The organism is Mesorhizobium humile, assembly GCF_033977215.1.
GTDB lineage: Bacteria > Pseudomonadota > Alphaproteobacteria > Rhizobiales > Rhizobiaceae > Mesorhizobium > Mesorhizobium humile.
Genome location: NZ_JAVIIV010000022.1, coordinates 92,742 through 119,213 on the forward strand (window position 1 = coordinate 92,742; position 26,472 = coordinate 119,213).

Annotated in this window: 23 protein-coding genes and 1 riboswitch; of the genes, 10 read left to right on the plus strand and 13 right to left on the minus strand. The window is 64.2% G+C overall.

Annotated elements, in window-relative coordinates; all coding sequences use genetic code 11:
• The first annotated feature begins 59 nt into the window (after positions 1-59).
• From RFM52_RS26765 to RFM52_RS26775, 3 genes are all read left to right on the plus strand, one after another.
• On the plus strand, positions 60-446 hold the full coding sequence (locus tag RFM52_RS26765; RefSeq protein ID WP_320296475.1) for an RNA-binding S4 domain-containing protein: 387 nt from the start codon (positions 60-62) through the stop codon (positions 444-446).
• A 151-nt stretch (positions 447-597) separates the two neighbouring features.
• Complete coding sequence (gene fdxA, locus RFM52_RS26770; protein ID WP_140645827.1) at positions 598-936, plus strand: ferredoxin FdxA; 339 nt, start codon at positions 598-600, stop codon at positions 934-936.
• A gap of 372 nt (positions 937-1,308) precedes the next feature.
• Positions 1,309-1,890, plus strand: coding sequence for a CarD family transcriptional regulator (locus RFM52_RS26775; protein ID WP_320296474.1), 582 nt, complete (start codon positions 1,309-1,311; stop codon positions 1,888-1,890).
• A gap of 207 nt (positions 1,891-2,097) precedes the next feature.
• Here RFM52_RS26775 and RFM52_RS26780 read toward each other — a convergent pair whose 3' ends face one another.
• The 3 genes from RFM52_RS26780 to RFM52_RS26790 form a co-directional block, all read right to left on the minus strand.
• Complete coding sequence (locus RFM52_RS26780; protein ID WP_320296473.1) at positions 2,098-2,868, minus strand: amino acid ABC transporter ATP-binding protein; 771 nt, start codon at positions 2,866-2,868, stop codon at positions 2,098-2,100.
• Complete coding sequence (locus tag RFM52_RS26785) at positions 2,865-3,545, minus strand: ABC transporter permease subunit (protein ID WP_320296472.1); 681 nt, start codon at positions 3,543-3,545, stop codon at positions 2,865-2,867. The genes RFM52_RS26780 and RFM52_RS26785 overlap by 4 nt, the downstream gene beginning before the upstream one ends.
• Before the next feature lie 205 nt (positions 3,546-3,750).
• Entirely contained in the window at positions 3,751-4,524 is a 774-nt protein-coding gene (locus RFM52_RS26790) for an amino acid ABC transporter substrate-binding protein (protein WP_320296471.1), read from the minus strand.
• A gap of 317 nt (positions 4,525-4,841) precedes the next feature.
• Between RFM52_RS26790 and RFM52_RS26795 the strand changes: the two genes are divergently transcribed.
• Positions 4,842-5,705 (plus strand): RNA polymerase factor sigma-32, encoded by an 864-nt coding sequence (locus RFM52_RS26795; protein ID WP_140645832.1) that lies wholly within the window; start codon positions 4,842-4,844, stop codon positions 5,703-5,705.
• A gap of 168 nt (positions 5,706-5,873) precedes the next feature.
• Positions 5,874-7,820, plus strand: coding sequence for a caspase family protein (locus RFM52_RS26800; protein WP_320296470.1), 1,947 nt, complete (start codon positions 5,874-5,876; stop codon positions 7,818-7,820).
• Positions 7,821-7,898: 78 nt separating this feature from the next.
• Here the strand turns inward: RFM52_RS26800 and RFM52_RS26805 are convergent, their stop codons facing one another.
• The 4 genes from RFM52_RS26805 to thiB form a co-directional block, all read right to left on the minus strand.
• Complete coding sequence (locus RFM52_RS26805; RefSeq protein ID WP_320296469.1) at positions 7,899-9,368, minus strand: M48 family metalloprotease; 1,470 nt, start codon at positions 9,366-9,368, stop codon at positions 7,899-7,901.
• Positions 9,369-9,521: 153 nt separating this feature from the next.
• Positions 9,522-10,307 (minus strand): thiamine ABC transporter ATP-binding protein, encoded by a 786-nt coding sequence (gene thiQ, locus RFM52_RS26810; protein ID WP_320296468.1) that lies wholly within the window; start codon positions 10,305-10,307, stop codon positions 9,522-9,524.
• The gene (gene thiP, locus RFM52_RS26815) at positions 10,304-11,926 is read right to left on the minus strand and encodes a thiamine/thiamine pyrophosphate ABC transporter permease (RefSeq protein ID WP_320296467.1); all 1,623 of its coding nucleotides are present in this window, start codon (positions 11,924-11,926) and stop codon (positions 10,304-10,306) included. The genes thiQ and thiP overlap by 4 nt, the downstream gene beginning before the upstream one ends.
• Positions 11,927-12,150: 224 nt before the next feature.
• The gene (gene thiB, locus RFM52_RS26820) at positions 12,151-13,161 is read right to left on the minus strand and encodes a thiamine ABC transporter substrate binding subunit (protein ID WP_320296466.1); all 1,011 of its coding nucleotides are present in this window, start codon (positions 13,159-13,161) and stop codon (positions 12,151-12,153) included.
• 43 nt (positions 13,162-13,204) lie between these two features.
• A riboswitch (TPP riboswitch) is annotated at positions 13,205-13,310 on the minus strand.
• 137 nt (positions 13,311-13,447) lie between these two features.
• On the opposite strand from thiB, the gene RFM52_RS26825 reads away from it, so the two are divergent.
• From RFM52_RS26825 to RFM52_RS26840, 4 genes are all read left to right on the plus strand, one after another.
• A complete protein-coding gene (locus tag RFM52_RS26825; protein ID WP_320296465.1) occupies positions 13,448-14,092 on the plus strand; it encodes a thiamine diphosphokinase in 645 nt (214 codons plus the stop codon).
• Positions 14,093-14,101: 9 nt separating this feature from the next.
• Positions 14,102-15,916: an ABC-F family ATP-binding cassette domain-containing protein gene (locus RFM52_RS26830; RefSeq protein WP_320296464.1), complete on the plus strand. Its 1,815-nt coding sequence runs from the start codon at positions 14,102-14,104 to the stop codon at positions 15,914-15,916.
• 63 nt (positions 15,917-15,979) lie between these two features.
• Complete coding sequence (locus RFM52_RS26835; RefSeq protein ID WP_320296463.1) at positions 15,980-16,222, plus strand: type II toxin-antitoxin system CcdA family antitoxin; 243 nt, start codon at positions 15,980-15,982, stop codon at positions 16,220-16,222.
• The gene (locus tag RFM52_RS26840) at positions 16,222-16,533 is read left to right on the plus strand and encodes a CcdB family protein (RefSeq protein WP_320296462.1); all 312 of its coding nucleotides are present in this window, start codon (positions 16,222-16,224) and stop codon (positions 16,531-16,533) included. Before RFM52_RS26835 ends, RFM52_RS26840 begins: the two co-directional genes overlap by 1 nt.
• 2 nt (positions 16,534-16,535) lie before the next feature.
• Here RFM52_RS26840 and RFM52_RS26845 read toward each other — a convergent pair whose 3' ends face one another.
• Both RFM52_RS26845 and RFM52_RS26850 read right to left on the minus strand, forming a co-directional pair.
• Complete coding sequence (locus tag RFM52_RS26845) at positions 16,536-18,353, minus strand: hypothetical protein (RefSeq protein ID WP_320296461.1); 1,818 nt, start codon at positions 18,351-18,353, stop codon at positions 16,536-16,538.
• 70 nt (positions 18,354-18,423) lie between these two features.
• On the minus strand, positions 18,424-19,722 hold the full coding sequence (locus tag RFM52_RS26850) for an adenylosuccinate synthase (RefSeq protein ID WP_320296460.1): 1,299 nt from the start codon (positions 19,720-19,722) through the stop codon (positions 18,424-18,426).
• A 302-nt stretch (positions 19,723-20,024) separates the two neighbouring features.
• Here RFM52_RS26850 and RFM52_RS26855 point away from each other — a divergent pair, with 302 nt between their 5' ends.
• Positions 20,025-20,924, plus strand: coding sequence for a DMT family transporter (locus tag RFM52_RS26855; protein WP_320296459.1), 900 nt, complete (start codon positions 20,025-20,027; stop codon positions 20,922-20,924).
• A gap of 97 nt (positions 20,925-21,021) precedes the next feature.
• On the opposite strand, the gene serA is transcribed toward RFM52_RS26855, so the two are convergent.
• The 4 genes from serA to RFM52_RS26875 form a co-directional block, all read right to left on the minus strand.
• Positions 21,022-22,623 (minus strand): phosphoglycerate dehydrogenase, encoded by a 1,602-nt coding sequence (gene serA, locus RFM52_RS26860; RefSeq protein WP_320296458.1) that lies wholly within the window; start codon positions 22,621-22,623, stop codon positions 21,022-21,024.
• A 64-nt stretch (positions 22,624-22,687) separates the two neighbouring features.
• Positions 22,688-23,863, minus strand: a complete 1,176-nt coding sequence (locus tag RFM52_RS26865; protein ID WP_320296457.1) for a phosphoserine transaminase — start codon at positions 23,861-23,863, stop codon at positions 22,688-22,690.
• 559 nt (positions 23,864-24,422) lie between these two features.
• On the minus strand, positions 24,423-25,199 hold the full coding sequence (locus RFM52_RS26870; protein WP_320296456.1) for an outer membrane protein: 777 nt from the start codon (positions 25,197-25,199) through the stop codon (positions 24,423-24,425).
• Positions 25,200-25,405: 206 nt separating this feature from the next.
• Positions 25,406-26,254, minus strand: a complete 849-nt coding sequence (locus RFM52_RS26875) for an outer membrane protein (RefSeq protein ID WP_320296455.1) — start codon at positions 26,252-26,254, stop codon at positions 25,406-25,408.
• Positions 26,255-26,472: the final 218 nt, after the last annotated feature.

Sequence of the window (26,472 nt, forward strand, 5' to 3'; positions counted from 1 at the left end):
TCAGCGAAAAGTGGGAACCGGTTTTCGGATAAGATCATGCTCCAACAAAGCTAGTCGCGATGGTTGGAGAGGGCCGCCAGCGTATCGACAAATGGCTGTTCTTCTCGCGCGCGGTGAAATCACGGTCGCTGGCGGCGAAAGTCGTCGTCGCCGGGCGCGTCCGTATCAATCGCGACAAAGCAGCGCAGGCCTCGGATCTGGTCAAGCCCGGCGACGTGCTGACCATCACGCTCGAGGGCCGCATCCTGGTCTGGAAAGTGCTGAACTGTGGCGCCAGGCGCGGTCCGGCCGACGAAGCGCGGCTGCTTTACGAGGATATGTCGCCGGCGCCGACACCCAAGGGCGAGGCGGTTCCGGACGCCATTCCGGCCCTGCGCGAGGCCGGCAGCGGGCGTCCGACCAAACGCGAGCGGCGGCAGACTGACCGTCTGCTCGGCGATGATTGAATTGGGCCAGCCGGACCGCAACCGGCGAGACCGCTGGAATTCCATTTCCCGATGCCGGCCGCACACAAATGCCCTGCCCTTGCAAGCAGCCGGCAAAGGCGTTACCTCAACCTGAAAAAGCCGAGCAAATCGGGACGTTCCGGAGCCTGCAATGACCTATGTCGTGACCGACAATTGCATCAAATGCAAATACATGGACTGCATCGAGGTCTGTCCGGTCGACTGTTTCTACGAAGGCGAGAACATGCTCGTCATTCACCCTGACGAGTGCATCGACTGCGGCGTGTGCGAGCCCGAATGCCCGGCCGACGCGATCAAGCCGGACACCGAGGGCGGCCTCGACAAATGGTTGCAGGTCAATTCCGAATACGCCGAGAAATGGCCAAACATCACCGCCAAGAAAGAACCGCCGGCAGACGCCAAGACCTTCGATGGCGAGGCCGGGAAGTTCGAGAAATATTTTTCGCCGGAGCCTGGCGAAGGCGATTGATGCTGGCGCCGGCAACGCCGGCATGACGCGGCGTAACGAGACCGATACAATTGCTGTCTTGACAGGCAGCGACCCCGTTTGGCGTTAGCGAACGCAGCAAAACCTTGATTCTTCCGACTTTTTGTGTTACATCAGCGAAACATGCCGGTGACACAACGTCGATTTATGGCGCTAACGCCCCAAATCACTGAAAGGTGAGCTTCTAGATCCGGACCAGAGCGATCTGGGGCAGGCGGTCGCATTTGTGCGATATGCCGGTCCCTGCTTTTCCGGTGGGCTCATCCTGTTGCGCGGCTAATGGTCGGCTATCGCCGACCCCATCGGTTCGAGCCGGCATGATGCCGGCTGCACAACTAAGGAGTTCAGGGCGTAATGGCAACGGTCACCCCACAGAAGAAGTCCAGCGCGGCCCGCCACGGGTTCAAGACCGGCGAGTTCATCGTCTATCCGGCGCACGGCGTCGGCCAGATCGTGGCGATCGACGAGCAGGAAGTTGCGGGTCACAAGCTGGAACTGTTCGTCATCGATTTCCAGAAGGACAAGATGCGGCTGAAGGTTCCGGTCGCCAAGGCGACCTCGATCGGCATGCGCAAGCTGTCGGAAGAGGACTATGTCGACCGCGCGCTGAAGGTCGTGCAGGGCCGCGCCCGCATCAAGCGCACCATGTGGTCGCGCCGCGCCCAGGAATATGATGCCAAGATCAATTCCGGCGACCTGATCTCGATCTCGGAAGTGGTGCGCGACCTCTATCGCGCCGACAACCAGCCGGAGCAGTCCTACTCCGAGCGTCAGCTGTATGAAGCCGCGCTCGACCGTATGGCCCGCGAGATCGCCGCGGTGAACCGCATGTCGGAGACGGAGGCGGTTCGCCTCATCGAGGTCAACCTCAACAAGGGTCCGAAGCGCGGCGCCAAGGCCGACAACGAGGAATCCGAACAGGAAGAAGCTGCCTGAGCTTTTCTGCTTTTCTGCACGAAGAACCCGGCCTTGCGCCGGGTTTTTTGTTTCTGGGACCCTCGCATACGGCGATTGGCTTCCCACAAGGGGGAGGTAGGAGCTTAAAGCATGTCTCCCGAAAGTGGTCCCGGTTTCGGGACAAAGACATGCTTAAGATCAAAGACTTAAAGCAGGTTGCGTGAATCCTTTTTCACGCGACCTGCTTTAGCCGCCAGCTTCCTTCTGCGCTTCCTCCTGCCGCAGCGAGGCGATGAAGCGTTTCGTCCGCTCGCGCTCCGGATTGTCGAACACGACCGAGGCCGGGCCTTTCTCGACGATCGAACCGGCATCGAGGAAGACGACTTCCTGCGCGATCTTGGAGGCGAGCCGCAGGTCATGCGTGGCCATCACCATGGTCGTGCCTTCTCGGGCCAGTTGCCCAAGCACGTCGACCACTTCCTGCGCGAGTTCCGGGTCGAGCGCCGAGGTCGGCTCGTCGCACAGCAGCACGCGCGGCGACGGCGCCAGCGCCCGGGCGATCGCCACGCGCTGCTGCTGGCCACCCGACAGCGTCGCCGGCCAGGCGTCGGCCTTGTGCGCCATGCCAACCTTTTCGAGCAGCGCCATCGCCCGCTCGCGCGCCTTTGGCTCTGGCCACTTCAGCACCGTCACCAGCCCCTCCATGACATTCTCGATCGCCGTGCGGTGCGGGAAGAGCTGGAAATTCTGGAACACCATGCCGGTTTGCAGGCGGATGCGCTGGATGTCCTTGGACGGCACCTTGCCGCCCGGTTGGAACGCAATCGTCTCGTCGCCGATGCGCAAGGAACCGGAGGTCGGGATCTCCAACAGGTTGATGCAGCGCAGCAGCGTGCTTTTGCCGCCGCCGGAAGGACCGACCAGCGCCGTCACGCTGCCCTCGTCCAGGCTGACGGTTACGCCTTTCAGCACCAGATTGTCGCCGAAGCGCTTTTCGATGTTGGTGAGGCCGATCATGCGTTGGCCTCCAGGAACCCGCCATAGCGGTTGAGCCGCACCTCCAGCCGCGCCTGCAGCGCCGACAGCACCGAGCTCAACGCGAGATAGAGCGCCGCAGCCTCGACATAGAGGATCAGCGGTTCATAGCTGGTGGCGACGATGCGCTGCGCGGCCTGGAACATCTCGGGCACCGTGATCGCCGCGGCGAGCGAGGTATCCTTGACCAGCGAGATGAAGGTGTTGGACAGCGGCGGCACCGCGACGCGGCCGGCCTGCGGCAGGATCGTGCGCCGCATCGCCTGGCTCCAGGTCATGCCGATCGAATAGGACGCCTCCCACTGGCCCTTCGGCACCGAGCCGATGACGGCGCGGATGATCTCCGACGTATAGGCGCCGATGTTGAGCGTGAAGCCGATCAGCGCGGCGGGAAAGGCATCGAGCAGGATGCCGACCGACGGCAGGCCGTAGAAGATCAGGAACAGTTGCACGAGCAGCGGCGTGCCGCGAAAGATCCAGACATAGAAGCGCACCAGCGCGACCAGCGGCTTCGGACCGAACAGCCGGATCAGCGCCGTCGCCAGTCCGGCGATGAGCCCGAGCGCGAAGGACAGGAGCGTCAGCGGCACGGTAAAGATCAGCGCCGCCCACAACAGCGTCGGCAGAGAGTCCAGCATCAATTGCAGCCAGTGCGGCACGGCGCGCTTCTCCCATCCAGATACGGCGGCGCGTTCCCCCGTATGGACTGACTATCATGCAAAAACCGGCGGGCCGTCAAAGACGGCGGCGCATGAATATCGTGTGAAATGACGGGCCGTCTTTGACGGCCCCCATGGATACCATGCAAGAAATGGCGGGCCGTCATTGACGGCCCCCCGGTATCCGAAGAAACTGACGATTGCCTTACTTCGAAACGTCCTGGCCGAAATATTTGTCGGCGATCTTCTGGTAGGTGCCGTCGGCCTTGATGTCGGCCAGCGCCTTGTTGATGGCCGCGACCAGCTCCGGATCGCCCTTGCGCACGATGACGCCCGAGTAATCGGCATTCTCTTCCTGCGCGGCGATCTTCACATTGGCGTCCGGCTTGTGCTTCTTGAAATCGAGGAAGGAGAGGCTGTCGTTGATCGTGGCATCGGCGCGGCCGGTAAGCAGCAGCTGGATCGACTGGTCGAAGCCGTCGGTGCCGACGAGCTCGGCGCCGTTCGACTCGGCGAGCTTGCCGAAGTTGGAGGTCAGCGACTGCGCCGACTTCTTGCCCTTGAGGTCGGCGAAGGTCTTGATGTCGGTGTTGTCGCCGCGCACGATCAGCACCGCTTTCGAGGCGATGTAGGGATCGGAGAAATCATACTTGGCCTTGCGCGCGTCGGTGATGCCGACCTCGTTGATGACGGCGTCGTAGCGGTTGGCGTCGAGGCCGGCGATCAGCCCGTCCCACTTGCCTTCGAGGAACTCGACCTTGACGCCGAGCTTGTCGCCGATGGCCTTGGCGATCTCGACGTCGAAGCCGACCAGCGCGTTGGACTCGTCATGATAGGTGAAGGGCGCGTAGGTGCCTTCGGTGCCGACCTTGATGACGCCGGCCTGCTTGATCTGGTCGAGATTGGCGCCGGCATGACCGGCGGTGATCGCCAGAACCTGCAGCGTTCCGACGACGAGGAGCGATTTGAGCCATTTCATTTTTATGTGATCCCGTTTTGACCGGTGCCCCGGCACGATTGTGAGAGCCGGAAACTGACAGATAGAAGGCTGCTAAATAAGGAACCAGATTTCAAATATCGGCTCTGCCAGAAATCTGATTCTCAAAACCGCTCAATAATCCACCAGCGGCACTTCCGGGCCGATAACAAGCCGATAACAAAATGTTCCCGCTGGCAACATTTGCCCCCCTCGGGCGGCGGAACCATCGATGCGCCTGACACGTTGCATGGCTGTTGTAGGGCGCGGCGGCGTCTTTTCAACCGCCATAAGCGCAATCACCGCCAAAAGGAGCCGGCATGATCGAGGACGCGGCAGGACGGACACTGGTCCGGGCGGCAATGAAGGCTCCCTATCTCGAGCGCGACGAGGAGCATGTGCTTGCGCTCCGCTGGAAGGAAGAGAACGACCAGCACGCGCTGCACAGGATCACCGTCGCCCATATGCGCCTGGTCATCTCCATGGCCTCGAAATTCCGCCATTACGGCCTGCCGCTCGGCGACCTTATCCAGGAGGGCCATGTCGGCCTGCTCGAGGCGGCCGCCCGTTTCGAGCCCGCACGCGAAGTGCGTTTCTCGACTTATGCCACGTGGTGGATCCGTGCCTCCATGCAGGACTACATCCTGCGCAACTGGTCGATCGTGCGCGGCGGCACCAGTTCGGCGCAGAAGGCGCTGTTCTTCAACCTGCGGCGTTTGCGCGCCCGCCTTGCCAACGGCGCCGAGCCGCTCTCCAATGCAACGCTCTATCGCGAGGTCTCGGCCGCACTCGGCGTTCCGGAAGCCGACGTGGCGATGATGGATTCACGCCTCTCCTCGCCCGACAGTTCGCTCAACGCGCCTTTGGCCGACGAGAACGGTGCCGCCGAGCGGATGGATTTCCTGGTCTCCGAAGACCCGCTCCCCGACGAGATCGTCGGCGACCGGATCGACATCCAGCGCCGGGCCGTCTGGCTGAAGAGCGCGCTCGGCGCTCTCAACGCCCGCGAGCTTCGCATCATCGAGGAGCGCAGGCTGAGCGACGACGGCGCCACGCTGGAAGCGCTTGGCGAACAGCTCGGCATCTCCAAGGAGCGCGTCCGCCAGATCGAAGCCCGCGCCATGGAAAAGTTGAAGCTGGCGCTGGTAAAACAGAATCCGGAATTCCTGGCGGAAGCCGCCTGAGCTAATGAGCGCTCGAATTCGACAATAAGTTATTTAGTAAATAAGAAAATATCGCCATCGAGGCAATTTTCCTTCATCCATACTTCTGGATTGTGAGGTCTTTAACAGACCATTGCGTCGCAATTGGCCTCTTTGAAGCCTCCAGATGCCAACAGATGGGGGATTGCCATGCTGCGATGCTGTATGTTCCTTGCGGCCCTGGTCCTCGTGGCCTTTACGACGCTGGACGCTCGTGCCGATCGAAGGGTCGCCCTTGTGATCGGCAATTCCGAATACCGCGAAATCCCGGCGCTCAAGAACCCGGACAAGGACGCAGAGGATGTATCGAAGACATTCCGGCTGGCCGGCTTCGAGGTGTTCGCGGCCAAGGACCTGACCCGGCTTCAGTTCGAAGAGCGGTTCCGCAACTATCTGGCGGCGGCAGACGGCGCCGATCTCGCGGTCGTCTACTATTCGGGCCACGGCTTCCAGATCGGCGGCGAGAATTTCCTGATCCCGGTCGATGCGTCGTTGAAAGATGCGGCCGACATGGAAGTCCAGGCCATCAAGGTCGACGACATATTGCGGCAACTGCGGTCGAGATCGAAAGTCCAGATGATCATCCTCGACGCCTGTCGCAACAATCCCTTCCCGCGCAAGGACTATTGGCTGCGCGACCAATTGATCGTCGCCGGCGGCAGCGGGCTTGCGCAGGTGACAGGGTCGCAGAACACGCTGATTGCCTTTGCCACCGAGCCGGGTGCAGTCGCCTATGACGGGTCCGGCGACCTCAGCCCGTTCTCGTCATCCTTCTCGCGCCGCGCGCTGGCGCCGGACCAGGAGATACGCTCTGTCATGGCGGCCGTGCGCCGCGACGTGGTCAAGGCCACCAACGGCAAGCAGGTTCCGTGGGAGAACTCCTCGCTCATCGACGATGTCGTGCTGATGCGTGGGGCGGAGCAACCAGCGCCGCCGCCGCTCGACGCGCAGCAGAACCAGCAGGTGACGGAGCGCGGAATCCAGGTCGCCGATGCCGCCGAAGCGATTGGAAGTCGCGACATCCGCGTCCCGGTCGGCGTCGGTCCGGTTCCGCTGAAGCTCGATCTTCCAGCCAAGGATGCCTCGATCAGCCTCAAGCTTGCGAGCTACCCGGCGACCGGAACGCTGTCCCTGCCGGATCGCGTCCTGTCGCCGCAATCGAGCCTGATGGCCGCCGAGGTCGACAATCTGCGCTACGAGCCGCAGATCGGTTCGGCCGCTCCCGTCGAAGTCGGCTTCGAGATTCGCGTGGGCAACGCAGCCAAGCAGGCGACGGTGAAACTGTCGCCGGACGTAGACCCTTGCGACCAGGCTGCCGGCGAGCCGCTCGACCTGCAGGGCGTCGTCTCGGGCCGGTTGCCGAACGAGATCGGCGGCGGGGCTGTCGAGACCTGCGAGGCGGCGGTGAAGTCCTACCCCGACATTGCGCGCTTCCGTTACGAGCTGGGGCGGGTGCTGCTGGCGTCGGGCAGGATCGACGAAGCCAGGCAAGCGATCCAGGAGGCCGCGGACAAGGGACATATCCGCGCCCTGTTCGCGCTCGGCTCCATCGCCTCGTCCGGATCGGCTGTCGACACATCGAAGGCGAACGGCCTCTATTCGACCGCGGCCGATAAGGGAGACCCCTACGCCATGGCCGCCTGGGGACGAGCCTTGTTCAATGGCCTCGGTGTCGAGCGCGACACCGGCAAGGGACTGGACCTGCTGCTCCAGGCAGCGGCGATGGGGCATGTCGACGCCATGAAGGAGCTTGCTCTGATCTTCCAGGAAGGCCGCAACGGCGTGCCCGCCGACCCGGCCCGCGCCTTGGCTTTCCTCAGGGCAGGCATGGAGCGGCAAGAGGTATATTCGATGGGTATTCTTGGGCTTCCGCCGAAGTGGAGCACCCAGACAGTCGCCGTGTGCAAGCCCAAGGTTGTCACGAAAGTGGTCACGAAGGTAAAAGTGGTCCGCACCCCTGCGCCGCCGCCGCCGAACACGCCAAAGGCCCCTTTGGCACCAATCGAACCAGCGCCCTGGCGCGGCAATGGCGGCGATCATTCCGATCAACCCAGCAGGAACACCGGCGACAGCACCAGTGGCAGTGCTGACTTGTGATGGTGGCGGCGACAAAAACCTGGGATCGGCCGAAGCGTCGACCCAGGTCGCGGCCGCAAGCCGCCCCGACGGGCTGTCCTACCTATCGGTGACGATCTTGACCTTGTCGCCGGACGACACCGTCGCGCCGGGCGACATGGCGTTGAGCACGCGGAAGAGATCGAGCTTGCGGTCGACGCCGACCATCTGCGCTGCGAGCGAGCCCATGGTCTGGCCGGCCTGGACAGTGACGACCCTGATATGCAGCGGCTTCAGCGCCGCCTTCTCGGCTGGACTCAGCACACGGAACGAACCGCTGACCGAGCGCGCGACCGGGTCCAGCGCGGTGCTGGCCGAGGGCGCGGCCGTCAGCAGCCTGTAGACCTGTCCGCCGGCGCGGATCACCGCGATATCGAACTGCCAGCCTTGCGCGGTGGCATGCGCCATCGCCGCATCGTTGCCGTTGATCGTCTCCTGGCGCACGCTGGCGTCCTCGAGACCGGCCACCCAACCGCTGCGGATGTAGTCGGTGAGCGACACCGACTTATCGATCGCCACGCCGTCGAAACGGATGGCGATGTCGCCCGGCCCGGTCGCGGTGACGGCGGCCGCCGAATTGTCGATGACGAAACCGTCCGGCACGGTGAAGGAGACACCGAGATTGGGATGCATGAAGGTCTGGCCGCGCACATAGCCTTCCTCGGGCGTGTCGCCGTAAAGCAGGCCGTCTATGCCTGCGAGGAAAGCGTCGCGGTCGCGCGTGCCGAAGCCGGGCGGGCCGAAATTGCGCGCAAGACGCTGCGCCAGCTCGATGCGCTGCGGCGTGTTGGGGTGCGTCGCCAGGAAGTCGAGGCTGGCGTCGGTTGCGCCGCTCACCGAGCGGAAATCGGTATAGGCCGACATCGACTGCAGGAAGCGGCCGGCGGCATAGGGATCGTAGCCCGCCTCGCCGATCGACTTGATGCCGATGGCGTCGGCCTGCAGCTCCTGGTTGCGCGAGAATTGCGCGAGCCGAAGCTTGCCGCGGATGAGCGCAGCCTTGGCGGTCGGGCTGTCGCCGAGCACATCGGAAACCACCTTGGTCGCCAGGCCCTCCTCGGCCTCGAGCTGCTGCCGCTGCAAGCCATGATTCGCGGTGACGTGGCCCATCTCATGCGCGATGACGGCGGCAAGCTCGGAGGAATCGTTGGCCAGCGCCAGCAGGCCGCGCGTCACATAGAGATAACCGCCCGGCAGCGCGAAGGCGTTGACGTTGGGCGAGTTGAGGATGGTAATGCGATAGGTCTGGGTCGGGTTGGCCGACACCACGGTGAGATTGCCGACGACCTTGGCAACCATGCGCTCGAGCCTGGGGTCGGAATATTCGCCGCCATAAGTGGCAAGAATGCGCGGATGCTGCGCTTTCGCCATTTCGGCGAGCTTGGCGTTGGCGACCACATTGTCGACGGTGATCGGCTTGTCGGAAGGCTGGAAGCCGCTTTCCTGCACGTCCGGCGGCGTGAACATCTGGCAGCTGGCCAGCGCCACGGCAACGCCCGCCAACGCGAAAAATCGTGCCAGCGGCCTCATCCAAACCTTCTCAGCGCCGGTCGACAGATCGGCTTCCTTTCGAAATCTTTCGGCAAATCACGGCCCCGCCGGACCAGCATGGCCGGACCTAGCCACACTCCCCCGGACAAGGCAAGCAAACGCCGGATCGCCCGTTGCCGGTTTGGCCGTAAATTATGTCCGCTTCCGGGCAATGTGTTGTGATCCGGCAACGGTGCCGCCTCGATCGCCGATATAGCGCCGGAAGGCGTCCGGTCCAGACCGGTCGAAGAAATCGTCGGCCGGCCCAATTGCCGCGATCGTGCCTTCGTCGAGAAATGCCACGTCCTGGCCGATGCGGCGCGCATCTTCCGGCTGATGGGTGACGAACAGCACCGTCATTTCGCGCTCGGCATGGATGCCGGCCATAAGGTCTAGCATGTCGTCGCGCAACGCCGGGCCGAGCGATGCGAAAGGTTCGTCGAGCAGCAAGACGGGCCGGTCGCGCAGCAGCACCCTCGCCAGCGCCACGCGCTGCCGCTCGCCGCCGGATAGCTCGCGCGGCAGCCGCTTTTCCTTGCCGGCAAGGCCAACCCGCGCCAGCGCCTTGGTGACGGCGGCGCGATCGGCGTCGCCGAGTTTCAGCGACGGCGAGCGGCCGAGCCCGACATTGGCTTCCACGGAAAGATGCGCAAACAAGTTGTTTTCCTGGAACACCATCGACACCGGCCGCGCCGAAGGCGGTGTGTCGCCGAGATCGACGCCGGCGATCAGCACCTTGCCCGCATCGGGCGTTTCGAAGCCGGCTATCAGATTGAGTAGCGTCGACTTGCCGGAGCCGCTCGGCCCCATGATGGCGGTGATCCTGCCGGCCTCGAATTCGGCGTCGAAGCGGAAGGAGGCCTCGCCATAGCTGAACGAGACGCCATCCAGGGCGACGGTGAGGCCCTTTTGCGTGGCGGTGCCGTCCATGGTCGTCATGACTTTCCTTCCCGCCCCAGCCAGTCGGCGGCAAACACCAGCATCAGGCAGACCAGGCCGAGCAGCAAGGCAAGTCCCGCGGCGTCGGCTGTCCGGTAGCTGCCCATGCGCGCCAAAAGCAGATAGGGCAAGGTCTGCACGGAATCGCTGCCGAACAGCGCGATCACGCCGAGATCGCCGAGCGACAGCGCCATGGCGAAGGCGAAGCCGGTGGCCAGGGGCCGTCTGAGCGACGGCCAGTCGATCAGGCTGAGCCTGGTCCAGCCGGATATGCCGAGCGCCACGCAAAGGCGCTCGTGGCGCTCGCTCGCCGCGTCATAGGCGGGACGAATGGCGCGGATGGCAAAGGGCATCGCCATCACCGCGTTGACGGCGACGACCATGACTGGCGCGACGGCAAAGACATCGGTGACGTGGCGCAGCGCCAGGAACCAGCCTGCGCCAAGCACGATCGGAGGCACGACGAGCACGAAGCCGGCACCGGTGTCGGCGGCGTGTTCGAGCAGGCCCATGGCGCCGCCCGCCCGGCGCCGCAGGGCCAGCGCGCGCCGCGCCGCGATCAGCGCCAGCGACAACGTCACGCCGAGCAGCGCCGCAAGCAAAGCGAGGCCCGCGCTGGTCAGCGTCGCGCGGCGCACCGCCGCTTCACCCGCCAGCCGGCCGAGATCGGCCTGAAAGCCTGAAAGCACGGTCGCAAGCATCGGTCCGGCGACGAACAGCAGGGCAAGCACGATGAGGCCGACGTTCAGCACACTTTCGATCCGGCCCACCGAAAGGTAGCGGCGCGATACCACCGGCAGGTTGGCGTCGCCGACCGTGTTGGCGCCGAGCCGCGTGAGCGCGACGACCACGACAAAGGTGAGTGCGATCTGCAGCAGCGTCAACACCACGGCGCGCGCGGGATCGAAATCGAAGCGCAGCGCCTGGTAGATGGCGACCTCCAGCGTCGTCGCGGCCGGCCCCCCGCCCAGCGTCAATATGATGGTGAAGGAGGTGATGCAGAGCATGAAGACCAGCCCGGCAATCCCCGGCAGGGCCGCGCGCAGCACCGGCCATTCGATCAGCCGGAAGGCCGGCCGGGCGCCCATGCCGAGCTGGCTCGCCAGCCGCCACTGGTCGGCGGGAATGGTGCCCAGCGCCTCGAGGAAGAGGCGCGTGGCTAGCGGCAGGTTGAAGAAGACATGCGCGACCAGGATGCCGGAGAGGCCGTAGATCCCCGGCCAATCCCCGCCGCCGAGCCTGGCGAAAGCGCCGGCAAAGTACCCGGCGCGACCATAGAGCGCCAGGATACCGAGCGCGGCGACGATCGCCGGCAAGGCCAGCGGCACGGTAAACAGCTGCAGGATCAGTCGACGGCCGGGAAAGGCCGGATGTCGCGACAGGGCGCGCGCGACCAGCAGCGCCGGCGCGACCGATAAGAGCGTCGACAGAGCCGCTTGCCAGAGCGTGAAGCGGGCGACGCGCAGGAGATAGCCGTCGAAGGCGGCGGCGGCGCCGGAGAGATCCTGCATGCCTTCGAGGGCGAGGCCGGCGAAAGCGCCGCCGATGAGGATGGCGATGGCCGCGAGTGCGGCAATGCCGGCGGTGATGCGGGAGTCAGGGCGCGGCGTGGGTTGCACGCTGCACCCTTTGGGTTCGAGCTAGCGGGCGCCGCGTTCCTTCGCGCCCCTCTCTGGCCTGCCGGCCATCTCCCCCTCTAGGGGGGAGATCAGACGTCACGCGGGCTTTCGCCAATCTCCAATGCCGCAGGATTGAGCAAGGCGCCAAAGCTGCCAATCTCCCCCCTTGAGGGGGAGATGTCCGGCAGGACAGAGAGGGGGGCCTTGGCGCAAGCATCGAAAATCTACTTGCTCATCACAGCCAGCCACTCATCCACCCAGGCCTTGCGGTTGGCGGCGACTTCCTCCGGGCTGAACAGCAAGGTCTTGGTCGGCTTGACCAGTTTGTCGAAGGCCGGGTTGAGCGGCTTGTCGGTCTTGCCCGCCGGGAACATCCAGTTGGTTTCCGGGATGATGTCCTGGAATTTCGGCCCGGTCATGAAGGCGATAAACTTTTGCGCCAGCGGGTTCTTCGCCCCCGTCGTGGTGATGCCGGCCACCTCGATCTGCAGGTACTCGCCTTCCTCGAAGGAGGCTGCCTGGTAGCGCTCGGTGTTCTCGGCCACCATGTGGTAGGCCGGCGATGTGGTGTAGGACAGCACCATCGGCGCCTCGCCCTTGGTGAACAGGCCGTAGGCCTCGCTCCAGCCGGGCGTCACCGTCAGGACCTTCGGCTTGAGCTTGGCCCAGGCTTCCGGCGCCTTGTCGCCATAGACCGACTTCACCCACAAAAGCAGCCCGAGGCCAGGCGTCGAGGTGCGCGGATCCTGGATGACGATCTTGTCCGTGCCGGTATCCTCGACCAACTCCTTCAGGCTCTTCGGCGGGACTTTTAGCTTCTCCGTGTCATAGACGACGGCGAAATAGCCATAGTCGAAAGGCACGAACGTGTCGTCGCTCCAGCCGCCGGGCACGTTGATGCCGGCCACTTCGCCATGCGGCGCGAACAGGCCGCTCGCCTTGGCGTCCGCCGTCAGGTTGGTGTCGAGGCCGAGCACGATATCGGCCTTGGTGCCGGCGCCTTCGAGCTTGACGCGGTTGAGCAACGCAACGCCGTCGGCCACCGAGACGAATTCGAGATCGCAGCCGCATTCGGCCTCGAATTCCTTCTTCACCGCGGGACCGGGACCCCAGTCGGCGGTGAAGCTTTCATAGGTGTAGACGGTGAGCCTGTCCTTCGCCTCGGCGGGCGCAACGCCCGCCAGCAGCGAAACTAAGCCTGTTGCCAGTATCAGACGTGACAATATCGAGCGCATCGGCGCCTCCTTCGTTCGAGTGACAAGGAATTGAGGCGTCGGATGGTCCGAAACGTCTAATCCCTCCGCCGGTACAAACCGGATCAGGTTCAGCGGGTTGGCTTGATCGCCTCTCAGCCGGATCACGTCCGGCACCCCGTTAGAGCGTTTCGACAGATAGGCCCGGCCGAAGCGGCGCGCAAGCGGAAGTTTGCCGGGCAGCTAATGTTCCCGGCAGCAGGCTCGCAACCGAACCTGGGGCCATCCGGCTTCCGTTTCGCTTGGAGGGCTGGTAAGGGCGACGGCCATGGGCACATTCACCATCCTGCTTGGCGGCGAGCTTATCCGCACGCCCCGGCTCGAACGCCAGATCGAGGGTTCGCGCGTCATCGCCGCCGACGCCGGCATCGGCCATGCACGCATGCTCGGACTGCTGCCGGAGATCTGGGTCGGCGATTTCGACTCGGTGCCGGCGAACCTCCCAAAGGACCTAGCCGCCGTTCCGCGCAAGGTATTCCCGGCCGAGAAGGACATGACCGATGGCGAGCTCGCCATAGCCGAAGCGCTCCAGCGCGGCGCCACCAGCCTGGTGCTGGCCGGAGCCTTCGGCGGCAAGCGCGCCGACCATGCCTTCCTGCATCTGGCGCTCGGGCTTCGGCTCGCCGAAGCGGGTACGACGATACTGCTGACCAGCGGGGCGCAGGAAGGCGTCCCCGTCCTGCCGGGCAGCGCCGGTTTCGACTATGCCGACGGCACCTTGTTTTCGGTGCTCGGCTTCTCCGATCTGTCCGGCCTGACGGTCACGGGCGCCAAATGGCCGCTCGACCGCGTCGAGGTGGCGTTCGGCTCCTCGCTCACTATATCAAACGAGGTCAAAGGGCAGCTTGGCATCGCGCTGGAGCGTGGCCGCGCGCTGCTTCTGGCCCACCCCTACCCTCTTCCTGAAAGCTGACATTTCCAGATGGCGCCGCCACTTCTCAACCTCGACGGCATTAAACTGTCCTTCGGCGGCACTCCGCTGCTAGACGGCGCGGCGCTCAGCGCATCCGCCGGCGAGAAGATCGCATTGGTCGGCCGCAACGGCTCGGGCAAGTCGACCCTGCTCAAGATCGCAGCCGGAATGATCGAGCCGCAGGACGGCGAAGTGTTCCGCCAGCCCTCGGCCACGGTCCGCTATCTGCCGCAGATGCCCGACATGGACGGCTTCGCCGACGTGCGCGCCTATGTCGAGGCGGGCCTCGGTCCGGCCGACGATCCGCATCGCGCGACCTATCTGATGGAACATCTCGGGCTGACCGGCGAGGAGCGGCCGAACGACCTTTCCGGCGGCGAGGCGCGCCGCGCCGCCCTTGCCCGCGTGATGGCGCCCGAACCCGACATCCTGCTGCTCGACGAACCGACCAACCATCTCGATCTTTCAGTCATCGAATGGCTGGAAGAGGAGCTTGCCCGAACTTCCTCGGCCGTCATCCTGATCTCGCACGACCGCCGCTTTCTCGAGCGCGTTACGCGCGCCACCGTCTGGCTCGACCGCGGCCAGACGCGGCGACTGGACAAGGGTTTCGCCCATTTCGAGGAATGGCGCGACCAGGTGTTGGAAGAGGAGGAACGCGAGCAGCACAAGCTCGGCCGCCAGATCGTGCGCGAGGAGCACTGGCTGCGCTACGGCGTGACCGCCAGGCGCAAGCGCAACATGCGCCGCCTCGGCGAGTTGCAGACCATGCGCCAGCGTTTCCGCAGCCACCGCGGCGCCGAGGGGACAGCGACCATGGTGGCGAGCGACGCGGCCGAATCCGGCAAGCTGGTGATCGAGGCCAAGGCCATCGACAAGAGCTTTGGCGACCTCACCGTGATCAAGGGTTTCTCGACCCGCATCCAGCGTGGCGACCGCGTCGGCCTGGTCGGCCCGAACGGCGCCGGCAAGACGACGCTTTTGAAGATGCTGACCGGCGAGCTGGCGCCGGACGCCGGCACCGTGCGCCTCGGCGTCAATCTCGAGATCGCGACGCTCGACCAGAAGCGCGAGGCCGTCGACCCGGCCGAGACGCTGGCGCATTACCTGACCGACGGGCGCGGCGAGAACCTCGTCATCAATGGCGAGCAGCGCCATGTCGTTTCCTACATGAAGGACTTCTTGTTCAAACCGGAGCAGGCGCGCACGCCGGTGCGCGAGCTTTCCGGCGGCGAGCGCGCGCGGCTGCTGCTGGCCCGGGTCTTGGCACGGCCGGCGAACTTGCTGGTGCTCGACGAGCCGACCAACGATCTCGACATGGAGACGCTGGAACTGCTGCAGGAACTGGTAGCGGGCTTTGCCGGCACCGTGATCCTGGTCAGCCACGACCGCGATTTTCTCGACCGCACCGTCACCAGCGTGATCGCGCCGGACGGCAACGGCCGCTGGATCGAATATGCCGGCGGCTATTCCGACATGCTGGCGCAGCGCGGCGGTTCCAAGCTGGAGGATCGCAAGGCAAGGTCGAAAACCGAGGCAGGCGAGGCTGGATCGAAAGCCGAACAGCCATCGCCTAAGGGCCCCGCAAGAAAGCTCTCGTTCAAGCAGAAATTCGCGTTGGATTCGCTGCCGAAGAAGATCGAGGCGGTGACGGCCTCTATCTCGCGGCTGGAAAACAACATCGCCGACCCGTCCTTCTACGAGCGCGACCCGACCTCGTTCCAGAAGACCATCGCCGCGCTCGACAAGGAACGCACCACGCTCGCCGCGCTCGAGGAAGAGTGGCTGGAGCTGGAGATGCTGCGGGAGGAGATGGAGGGGTAGCGCTGTCTTCGTTGCAAAAACGGCGGCGTGCGCATAAGATATGCGCATAATGAGGACACCATCATGCGCAAGATAGCGCCGAACGCAGTCCGCCAACCGGCTAACCTGTCTATCGATTCTCAACTCATGGCGGAAGCCAAGGGGCTCAACGTGAATGTATCGCGTGCCGCGGAGGCCGGCATAGCGGAAGCGGTTGCTGCGGAGAAAACGCGGCTATGGAAGCTTGAAAACCGCGCGACGATGGTCGCCTGGAACGACTATGTCGACAAGCACGGCATCCCGCTCGCCGAACATCGGCAATTCTAATGGCGCGCTATGACGTCTTCGCCAGCAGCATCGAAGGCGGCTATCTGCTCGACGTTCAATCCGACCTGCTCGACCACTTCAAGACTCGCGTGGTCGTTCCGCTTCTGCCGCTGACCTCGGCACCTTCGCCAATGCGCAAGCTGCATCCGGTTTTCGAGATCAACGGCCGGAAGATGGTGATGGCCACCCACCTGATTGCCACGGTTGCGGCGACCGAACTGGGTGAAAATCGAACCAATCTTACGAGCCACCACGACGATATCGTCGCTGCGCTCGACATGCTCTTTCAAGGCTTTAAGGCGCGCCTTTAACTTCACCCCGACGTCTTCGCCGCCCAGGCCTTCAGCGCCTCGTCGAACACTTTTTCGCCCGGGATGCCCTTTTCCATGGTGAGCAGCGCGCGGCGTCCGGTCTTGTAGACCACCGGCACGTCGATCCACGCCTGCCCCCTCAGCAGCGTCAGGTTGGCGTCCTCGTCGGCCTTGGTGTCGTTGAGCGCGACGAGGAAGAAGCCGTCGCCGATCTTGGCCGGGAGGCCGATCAGCGGGCTGCCGGCATCCTGCTCCGAGCTCTTCATGGCGATGCGCAGAAGGCCGTCGACGCCGCCGCCGTCGAAGTCTTTCGGCGTCAGGAAAATCATTTCGATGATGTGGCTGGCCGGCAAGGTCTGGTCGGCGTTGCGCCGGATCGTCATGCGCAGCTGGAGGTTCTTGCCCGGGATCGTCGCCTCGGCGCGGATCGCCGGCTCTGGCGGCAGATCGCCGCCGGGCGATTCCTGCACCAGCGACCAGACGATGCTGCCCGGCTCGGCCGTGCCCTGCTGGGTGCTGGTGCGCTCCTCATAGAAGATCGCCTTCTGGCCGACCGGCAGGGTCGCTTCGGCTGTCGCCGGCGCGGGCGCAGCTGGCGTCGTGCCCGCGGCAGGCGGAGTTGTTCCAGCCGCCGGCGGTGTGGTGCCGGCCGCGGGCTGCGTTGCCGCAGCAGCTGGTGGTGGGGCTCCGGCCGCGGGCGGCGTCGGATTGGCGGCGTCGGTCGCCGGCGCAGCCGGCGTTGCTCCCGCGGCAGGTGCCGCGGGCGTTTGCGTGGCCGCAACAGGCGGGGTCGTCGCTGGCGCCGCCGGCGGCCGCGAGGTGAGCGCCGCGACGGATTCGCCTTCGCCGATCGTGGCCTGTCCGCCGGCCGGACCGGGATCGGTCTCCTTGCCCTCGGATGTCAGGCGCTGCGTGAACTTGGTCGTGTCGGCAGTCTCGCCGGTGCCGGACGCAGCCGGCGCCGCCGCCGTCTCAGTCGCCGGCTTGGCCGGAGCCGGCTTGACCAGCGGCTCGGTCGAGACCGTCTTGCTGCCACCGGCGCCAAGGCCGAAGAGCGAGCCGAACGCATTCTTGTTCAGCCATATGCCGTAGCCGCCGCCGGCCAGCACCAGGAGCGCGATGACGGCGGCGATCAAGCCGCCATAGCTGCGCTTGCGCTGCGGCGGCTGTGGCCGCAGGCGCTGGAAGGTATCGGCCGGCTGCTCGTCATTGGCAAAGACGTCGCCGCCGTCATCGGCATCGGCGGCGTCCATGCCGGCAAGGCCGACATCGTCGTCACGCGGCGAAGGCATCGGCGGCGGCGGCTTCTGCCAGGCTGGCTCCGCCTTTGGCGCGGTCTGCCAGTTCGGTTCCGTCCTTGCCGTGTTCTGCCAGGCCGGCTCGGTCTTCGTAGGGATTTGCCGCGCCGGCTCCGCCTTCGGCGCGCTTTGCCAGCTTGGCTCCGTCCTGGCCGGCGCCGGCGCCGGCTTGAACGGCTCGGATTTGAACGGATCCGGCTGGGCGGGCTCAGGCGCCGCCGGCTGGCGGGAGTGGCTCGGCTGGTTCTTGTTGCGATCGATGGAGGAGAAGATATGCTCCAGCTCCGCCAGCGGATCCTCGGCCGGAGGGCGTTTGACGTAGTCGCGCTCGACGCTGGAAATGGCGTCTTCCAGCGAGCGCTTCTGCTTGCTGACGACATCGGGCGCAAGCGGCGGAGAATACTCGGCGAGCTTCTTCGCCAGCACCGCGCGGGCACCGTCGTATATCTGCTTGCGCATCTCGAACGAAGGTTCGTCCTTCTTCGCGAGCTGCTTTTTCAGAACACTAACGAAATCTGCCATGCGTCAGGTGACCTGCATTCTTTTCCCGCCCGGCCGCAAATCAGCCATAGCGCCGGGAAGGGCTGTGAAACTAGTCTTGAAACGGATCGGTCACAAGTATTGTGTCGTCCCGCTCGGGGCTGGTGGAAAGCAGCGCCACCGGGGCGCCGATCAGCTCCTCGATATAGCGGACATATTTGACGGCCTGCGCCGGCAAATCGTTCCAGCTTCTGGCGCCGGCCGTGGTTCCCTTCCAGCCTTCGAGGGTCTCGTAAATGGGCTCGACCCGCGCTTGCGCGCCCTGGCTGGCCGGCAGGTAGTCGATCGTCTCGCCGTCGAGCCTGTAGCCCGTGCAGACCTTGATCTCGTCCAGCCCGTCGAGCACGTCGAGCTTGGTCAGAGCGATGCCCTTGATGCCGTTGACGGCGACGGCCTGGCGCACCAGCACGGCGTCGAACCAGCCGCAGCGGCGCTTGCGGCCGGTGACCACGCCGAACTCATGGCCGCGCGTGCCGAGGAACTCGCCGATCTCGTTCTTCTGCTCGGTCGGGAACGGTCCCTCGCCGACGCGCGTCGTATAGGCCTTGGTGATGCCGAGCACGTAGCCGATGACGCCGGGGCCGACGCCCGCGCCGGCGGCGGCTTGACCCGCGACCGTGTTGGACGAGGTGACGAAAGGATAGGTGCCGTGGTCGATGTCGAGCAGCGTGCCCTGCGCGCCCTCGAACAGGATGCGCTCGCCGGCGCGACGCTTGTCGTCGAGCACCTTCCAGACGCGGTCCATGTAGGGCAGGATCTCGGCGGCCACCGAGGTCAGCTCCTGCATGATCGCCTCATGCGTCGCTTCCGCATGGCCGAGCCCGCGGCGCAGGGCGTTGTGGTGCGTCAGCAGCCTGTCGACCTTCAACGGGAGCGTTTCCAAATCCGCCAAATCCATCACCCGCACCGCGCGCCTGCCCACCTTGTCCTCATAGGCGGGGCCGATGCCACGGCGGGTCGTGCCAATCTTGGTTCCGGAATTCGAGGCGGCGTCTTCGCGGAATCCGTCCAGCTCCCGGTGCAGCGACAGGATAAGCGCGGTGTTTTCGGCTATTTTCAGGCGCTCCGGCGTGACCTCCACACCCTGTTCCTTGAGCTTCTTGGCTTCGGCGACGAAAGCATGCGGATCGAACACCACGCCATTGCCGATGATCGAAAGCTTGCCCTCCCGCACCACGCCCGAGGGCAGCAGCGAAAGCTTGTAGACCTTGCCGTCGACGACCAGCGTATGGCCGGCATTGTGGCCGCCCTGGAAGCGCACGACCACATCGGCCCGTTCCGACAGCCAGTCGACGATCTTGCCCTTGCCTTCGTCGCCCCATTGCGAGCCGACGACCACCACATTGGCCATGTTCTTTTCCCTTGAAATGCCGCGCGGGCGGCCTGAAACGACAGGCCTCTATAGCGTCAAGCGCAGGCCGGCGCGACCCTTTCTTTGCCGCCGAAACCATCCTTGGAGCATACCCCCGAAAGCGGGAGCCGGCTTTCGCAAAAGACCATGCCCCAGCCAGGAGTTGGATCGAAATGACGGCGCCGCCGAAACGTCAACCTGATCCAGGCACAACAAATTCCGGCCTTCGCATCATTTACTTGCCGCCGCCACCACTCTAGGCCGGCCTGAACCCTCGAACATCCTGCGGGGCCGGAACCTCCATGCATCGAGCCGCCTATCTGTTCCTTCTGTCGACCATGCTGTTGTGGGGCGGCAATTCGGTGGCGGGCAAGCTTGCAGTCGGCCATGTCTCGCCGATGACGCTGGTGTTCCTGCGCTGGGTGATGGCGGTGCTGATCCTGCTGCCCGTCGGCTGGCGGACGCTGCGCGAGGATTGGCCCGTAGTGCGCAGCCACTGGAAGCTGCTTGCCGGCCTCGGCGCCTGCGGCTTCACCATCTTCAACGTCATCTTCTACACGGCGCTCAACTACACGACCGCCATCAACGTCTCGATCGAGCAGGCAGCCATTCCGATCGTCATCATCCTGGCCAATTTTGTGCTCTTCAGGCTGCGCGTGCAGCCCCTCCAGATCGTCGGCGTCATCCTCACCATCGTCGGCGTCGCGCTGACCGCCAGCCATGGCGACCTCGGCCAGCTCCTGAAGCTCGACCTCAACTTCGGCGACGCCATCATGCTTGTCGCGGTGCTTTGCTACAGCCTCTATTCGGTGGGGCTGCGGCTCAAGCCGGCAATCCGCTGGCAAAGTTTCATGCTGGCGCTGTCGATCGCCGCGCTGTTGATCTCCCTGCCCTTCTTGCTCTGGGAGGTCGCGTCGGGCCGCGTCATCGTGCCGGACGCGCGTGGATGGGCGCTCACGCTCTATACGGCGCTTGGCGCTTCGGTCGTCTCGCAGGTCCTCTACATCAAGGGCAACGAATTGATCGGCGCCAACCGCGCCGGCCTGTTCATCAACCTGGTGCCGATCTTCGGCACGCTGCTTTCAGTGCTGATCGTCGGCGAGCAGTTTCAGGCCTATCAGGCTTTCGCGCTGGCACTTGTCCTCGGCGGCATTGCGCTTGCCGAATACAGCGGCAGCCGAGCAGTGTTGCAGTCGGGATGATATCTCGCGCCATGCGCAAAGCAGCCGTCAGCAACTTCGATCCATTGACGCCCCGCCCGCTGATGCAGACGGGGCGTTTTTTCATGTCAGTCGAGGATTACTCGCCGCCGACGTCGAAGCGCAGCCGCTTCGCCGAGTCGATCGACTTGTGCGCGCGCACCTGCTCCAGTACTTTTTCCGGGAAGGGCGCGTCGAGATAAAGCAGCGCGATCGCATCGCCGCCCGGCCGGTTACGGCCGAGCTGGAAGTTGGCGATGTTGACGCCGTTCTCGCCGCACACGGTGCCGAGCAGGCCGATGATGCCGGGCGCATCGGCATTGGTGGTGTAGAGCATGTGCTGGCCGACCTCGGCGTCGAGATTGATGCCCTTGATCTGGATGAAGCGCGGCTTGCCGTCGGAGAAGCAGGTGCCGGCGATCGAGCGCGTCCTGTGCTCGGTCGTGACGGTGAGCTTGATGTAGCCGTCGAACACGCCCGACTTGTCGCGCTTGACCTCGGCGACGATGATGCCGCGCTCCTTCACCATGATCGGCGCCGACACCATGTTGACGTCGGAGACCTGCGGCCGGATGAGGCCGGCAAGGGCAGCACTCACCAGCGCGCGCGTGTTCATCGTTGCGGTCGAGCCGTCGAACAGGATCTCGACCTCCTTGATCGGATCCTCGGTGACCTGGCCGACAAAGGCGCCGAGCACTTCGGCGAGCTTGACGAAAGGCTTCAGCCGCGGCGCCTCCTCGGCGGTGATCGAAGGCATGTTGATGGCATTGGAGACCGCGCCCTTGATCAGGTAGTCGCTCATCTGCTCCGCGACCTGCAGCGCGACATTCTCCTGCGCCTCGGTGGTCGAGGCGCCGAGATGCGGCGTCGCCACGACATTGTCCATGCCGAACAGCGGGTTCTGCTCGGCCGGCTCCACCTCGAACACGTCGATGCCGGCGCCCGCCACCTTGCCGCTCTTCAGCGCCGCGACCAGGTCCGCCTCGACGACCAGTCCGCCGCGCGCGCAGTTGATGATGCGCACGCCGTCCTTCATCTTGGCGATCGCCGCCGCGTTGATGATGTTGCGCGTCTTGTCGGTCAGCGGCGTGTGCAAGGTGATGAAGTCGGCGCGGGCGAACAGTTCGTCGAGCTCGACCTTCTGGACGCCGAGCTCCTCGGCGCGGCTGTCCGACAGGAACGGGTCGAAGGCGATCACATGCATCTTCAGCCCGACGCCGCGCGTGGCGACGATCGAGCCGATATTGCCGCAGCCGATCACGCCCAGCGTCTTGCTGGTGATCTCGACACCCATGAAACGGTTCTTTTCCCACTTGCCCGAATGGGTGGAGGCATTGGCTTCCGGGATTTGCCGCGCCAACGCGAAGATCATGGCGACCGCATGCTCGGCCGTGGTGATCGAATTGCCGAAGGGCGTGTTCATCACGATGATGCCCTTGCGGCTGGCGGCCGGGATATCGACATTGTCGACGCCGATACCGGCGCGGCCGACGACCTTGAGCCTGCTGGCGGCATTGATCAGCTTCTCAGTGACCTTGGTCGCCGATCGGATGGCGAGGCCATCATACTGGTCGATCACCTCGAGAAGCTTTTCCTTGTCCTTGCCGAGATCGGGCAGGTAGTCGACCTCGATGCCGCGGTCCTTGAAGATCTGCACGGCGGTGGTGGAAAGTTTATCCGAAACGAGAACGCGGGGCGCCATGGCGGCCTCCTTGAAGGGGATTGGATGTGTCGGAAAAGGTGGCGGCCGGAGGCCGCCACGGATTTCAGGCCGCTGCCTTGAGCGACGCCTTCTGCGTGGCGAAGGCCCAGTCGAGCCAGGGCAGCAGCGCTTCGAGATCGGCGGTCTCGACGGTGGCTCCGCACCAGATGCGCAGGCCGGGCGGCGCATCGCGATAGGAGCCGATGTCGTAGGCGACGCCTTCCTTGTCGAGGGCGGACACGATGCCCTTGGCGAAGGCCGCCTGCCCGTCGGCATCGAGCGCCGACACGTCAGGATCGGTGAAGGAGAGGCACACGGACGTGTTCGAGCGCGTCGCCGGATCGACGGCAAGGTGGCCGAGCCACGCCGACTTGTCGGCGAACCGGTCGAGCACAGCGGCATTGGCGTTCGCTCGGGCAATCAGCGCCTCGAGCCCGCCGATCGACTTCGCCCAGTGGAGCGCGTCGAGATAGTCCTCGACGCACAGCATCGACGGCGTGTTGATGGTCTCGCCCTTGAAGATGCCTTCGATCAGCTTGCCGCCCGAGGTCAGGCGGAAGATCTTCGGCAGCGGCCAGGCCGGCTTGTAGGTCTCCAGCCGGGCGACGGCGCGCGGGCTGAGGATCAGCATGCCGTGCGCGCCCTCGCCGCCCAGCACCTTCTGCCAGGAGAAGGTGACGACATCGAGCTTTTCGAAATCGAGCCTTTGCGCGAACGCCGCCGAGGTGGCGTCGCAAATGGTCAGGCCCTTGCGGTTCGCCGGAATGAAATCGCCGTTCGCCACGCGCACGCCGGATGTCGTGCCGTTCCAGGTGAAGACGACGTCGCGGTCGAAGTCGACCTGGGTCAGGTCGGGCAGTTGGCCGTAGCCGGCCTCGAACTTGCGCACATCGGCGAGCTTGAGCTGCTTGACGACGTCCGTCACCCAGCCGGAGCCGAAGCTTTCCCAGGCGACCATGTCGACGCCGCGCTCGCCGAGCAGCGACCACAGCGCCATCTCGACCGCGCCGGTGTCCGACGCCGGCACGATGCCGATGCGGTAATCCGCTGGAACCTTGAGGATTTCGCGCGTCAGCTCGATCGCCTGCTCGAGCTTCGCCTTGCCTATCTTGGCGCGATGTGAGCGCCCGAGCGCGGCCTTCGACAGCGCCTCGACCGACCAGCCGGGGCGTTTTGCGCAGGGACCTGAGGAGAAGTTGGGATTTGCCGGACGGAGTCCGGGCTTGGTAGGTGTCGTCATCGTGGTCTATCCTTCCAGATAGTGGCCCCTCGTTGGGGAGGGGTGGCCCACGGATGGCGATATGCGCTCAGGCTGTCGGCGTCAAGAGCAAAGTCTTTGTCGCTGTCAGCATATTCCCTTGCTCAGCGTCTAGTTCAGGGATTTTGACCGGCCGGCTCTATTTGCGTTGGCAAGTGGCATGCCTTGGAGATTGGCCGAAACACCCATTGCGATCGTCATTCCAGGGCGGAGCAGGAGCGAAGCTCCGTCGCGAAGACCCTGGAATCCATGCCGTTACCTTCGCCAAGAAGTGCAGCGGAGCAGAATTCTGCATTGCAGCAACGCTTCCAAGTCACGGAATGGATTCTATGGTCTGCGCCGCGTCGCTTCGCTCCTTGCTCCGCCATAGAATGACGAGGTTGGGGCGGCTTCAGCCAATCCCCGGCGCTTGCGCTGATTTCACGGAAATCTTGCGCCAAGACAAACGGCAACCCTTCAAAATCCCTGTGTCGTGGAGCTGGATTCGAAATGAAACGGCGGACCCTTGGGTCCACCGTTCGACACGTCCTGCCTGCTTCGCCTACCAGAGATCGTAGCGCAGCCCGAGCTTGACCTGATGATTGCTGATGCCCTTGTGGATAGGGAAGGAGGTAAGGCTTGCGGCGGTAACGTATTCCGCATCGGGGGCGGAGAAATATTGGTATCCGAGGTCGACCAGCACGTTCTTGGACACCTGATAGGCAAGGCCAGCATTCAACGTATAGGCGAGAGAGTACCGAGATTTGTTATCCTCGACGGTGAAGTTATTGGCGGAGTCATTGATATCGGTGTACCTGGCCGAAAGCTTGCGCGTGCTGCGAACAACACCGATGCCGGCTCCAACATAAGGCGTGATGCCTACATATGTACCAAGATCGACATAGCCGTTGAGTATGCCTGAGAACGCATAGTTCTTCAGGTTTCCGAACCCGACGGCCGACGGCGTCGCGGTCGCTGTGTCGTCATAGCTGAAGCTGGCTTGGTTGCCGGGCAAATAACCGAGATTGAGATCGGCGCGTAGGTAATCGTTGAAGTGATATCCGAAGCCTATGCTGCCGAAGACGGCGTCTTCGCTCTCGCTGAAACTCTTATTGTTGGTGATCGTTGGCGGGAAGGTGAAATCCCCGTTCTTAAAGCTCTTCTGCGGCAGATAAGCGACGTCGCCGCGCAGGTACCAGCCCGAGCCGACCTCGACCGGCTGATAGTCCGGCGCCTGGTCGGCATAGACCGGCGGATCGTAATCGGCCGAAACCGCCTGTGTCGCCGGCATCAGCACGATTGCGGCGAGCGCCAGTGCGATACGCGATTTTAATGTCATGGTCCCCGGCTCCTGAAGTTGGCGCCAGTCGCGAACGCGAGCACAGCTGCCGTTTTCAAGAGCATTGTTAACCATAGTGGTTAAGTGCGGGTTAAGGATAACATCCGGTTACCGAATTGATTTCGATCGGATTTTAGCCGCGATAAAAAACGAAAGCCGCCCAGCTGGTGCCGGGCGGCTTGCGAATTTCGGGACAGTGAAGGCGATTACTTGGTGTAGATCGGTTCTGGTTCCGGCTGATAGGGCTCCGGCGGCGGAGCGCAGTCGGACTGGCCGCCGAACTGGTAACGGAGGCCGCCGCGCACTTCATGAACGTTGATGCCTCGGTCGTAGCCAGGGCCGACATTGCTGTCCGAAGCGTATTCGAACATCTTGCCGCCATTGATGTGGCTGTAGCGGTAGCCGACGTCCAGCTTGACGCGGTCGGTCAGGCAGTAGGAAGCGCCGGCCATGAGCGCATAGGCGAAGCGCCAGCCCTTGCCGCCCTGGTGGAAGAAGTCGCCGTCTAGATCGCTGTTGTGAAGCGTGTCCCACTTGACCCAGGCGCCGCCGATACCGGCGCCGACGTAGGGCGTGACGCCGTGCCAGGTACCGATATCGATATAGGCGTTGGCGAGCAGCAGCAGCGCCGAATAAGACGAGGTATCGGTGGAGACGCAAGCTACGGTGCCGCCACTGCAGAAGCCGTCGGTGGAGCCGCGGAAGTTCGACTTGCCCATCCAATCTGCGGTGAGATCGGTGCGGAAATACTGGTTCACCTGATAGCCAATACCGGCGCCGGCAGACAAGGCACCCTTGAGGGAGCCGCTGGCGAAGCTGCCTTGGATCTGGGGCGCGGCGCCGTAGGTGATGTAGTCGCCGCCACCGAAGCGCGACCAGTGATAATCGATGTCGCCGCGGATATACCAGCCGCCGACATCAACGGGCTGAGCTTCGACGACCGGCGGCGGTGCCGGCTCGACCGGCGGCGGTTCCGCGAGATCGGCGGCGAGAGCCGGTCCGGCTATCCCCGCGAACAGCGCGGCAAGCAATGCCATTCTTGCTGTCTTGAACATTCTGTCACCCCTAAGAAGCCTCGGGACGACTCCGCCCGAAGATGATTGACCTCGGGTGTGGATAATGAGTTGCAAAGGTTAAAGGCCGTTTAACCGTACCGATTAACCACGAATCTATACAATTTTAGAGGGAATGCCGTTGTCCGAACCTAATGCATGTCGCGCAAAAGTGACCTCGGTTTTGCGGCAACGACATGCATCAAACAAAGGACCTAAAG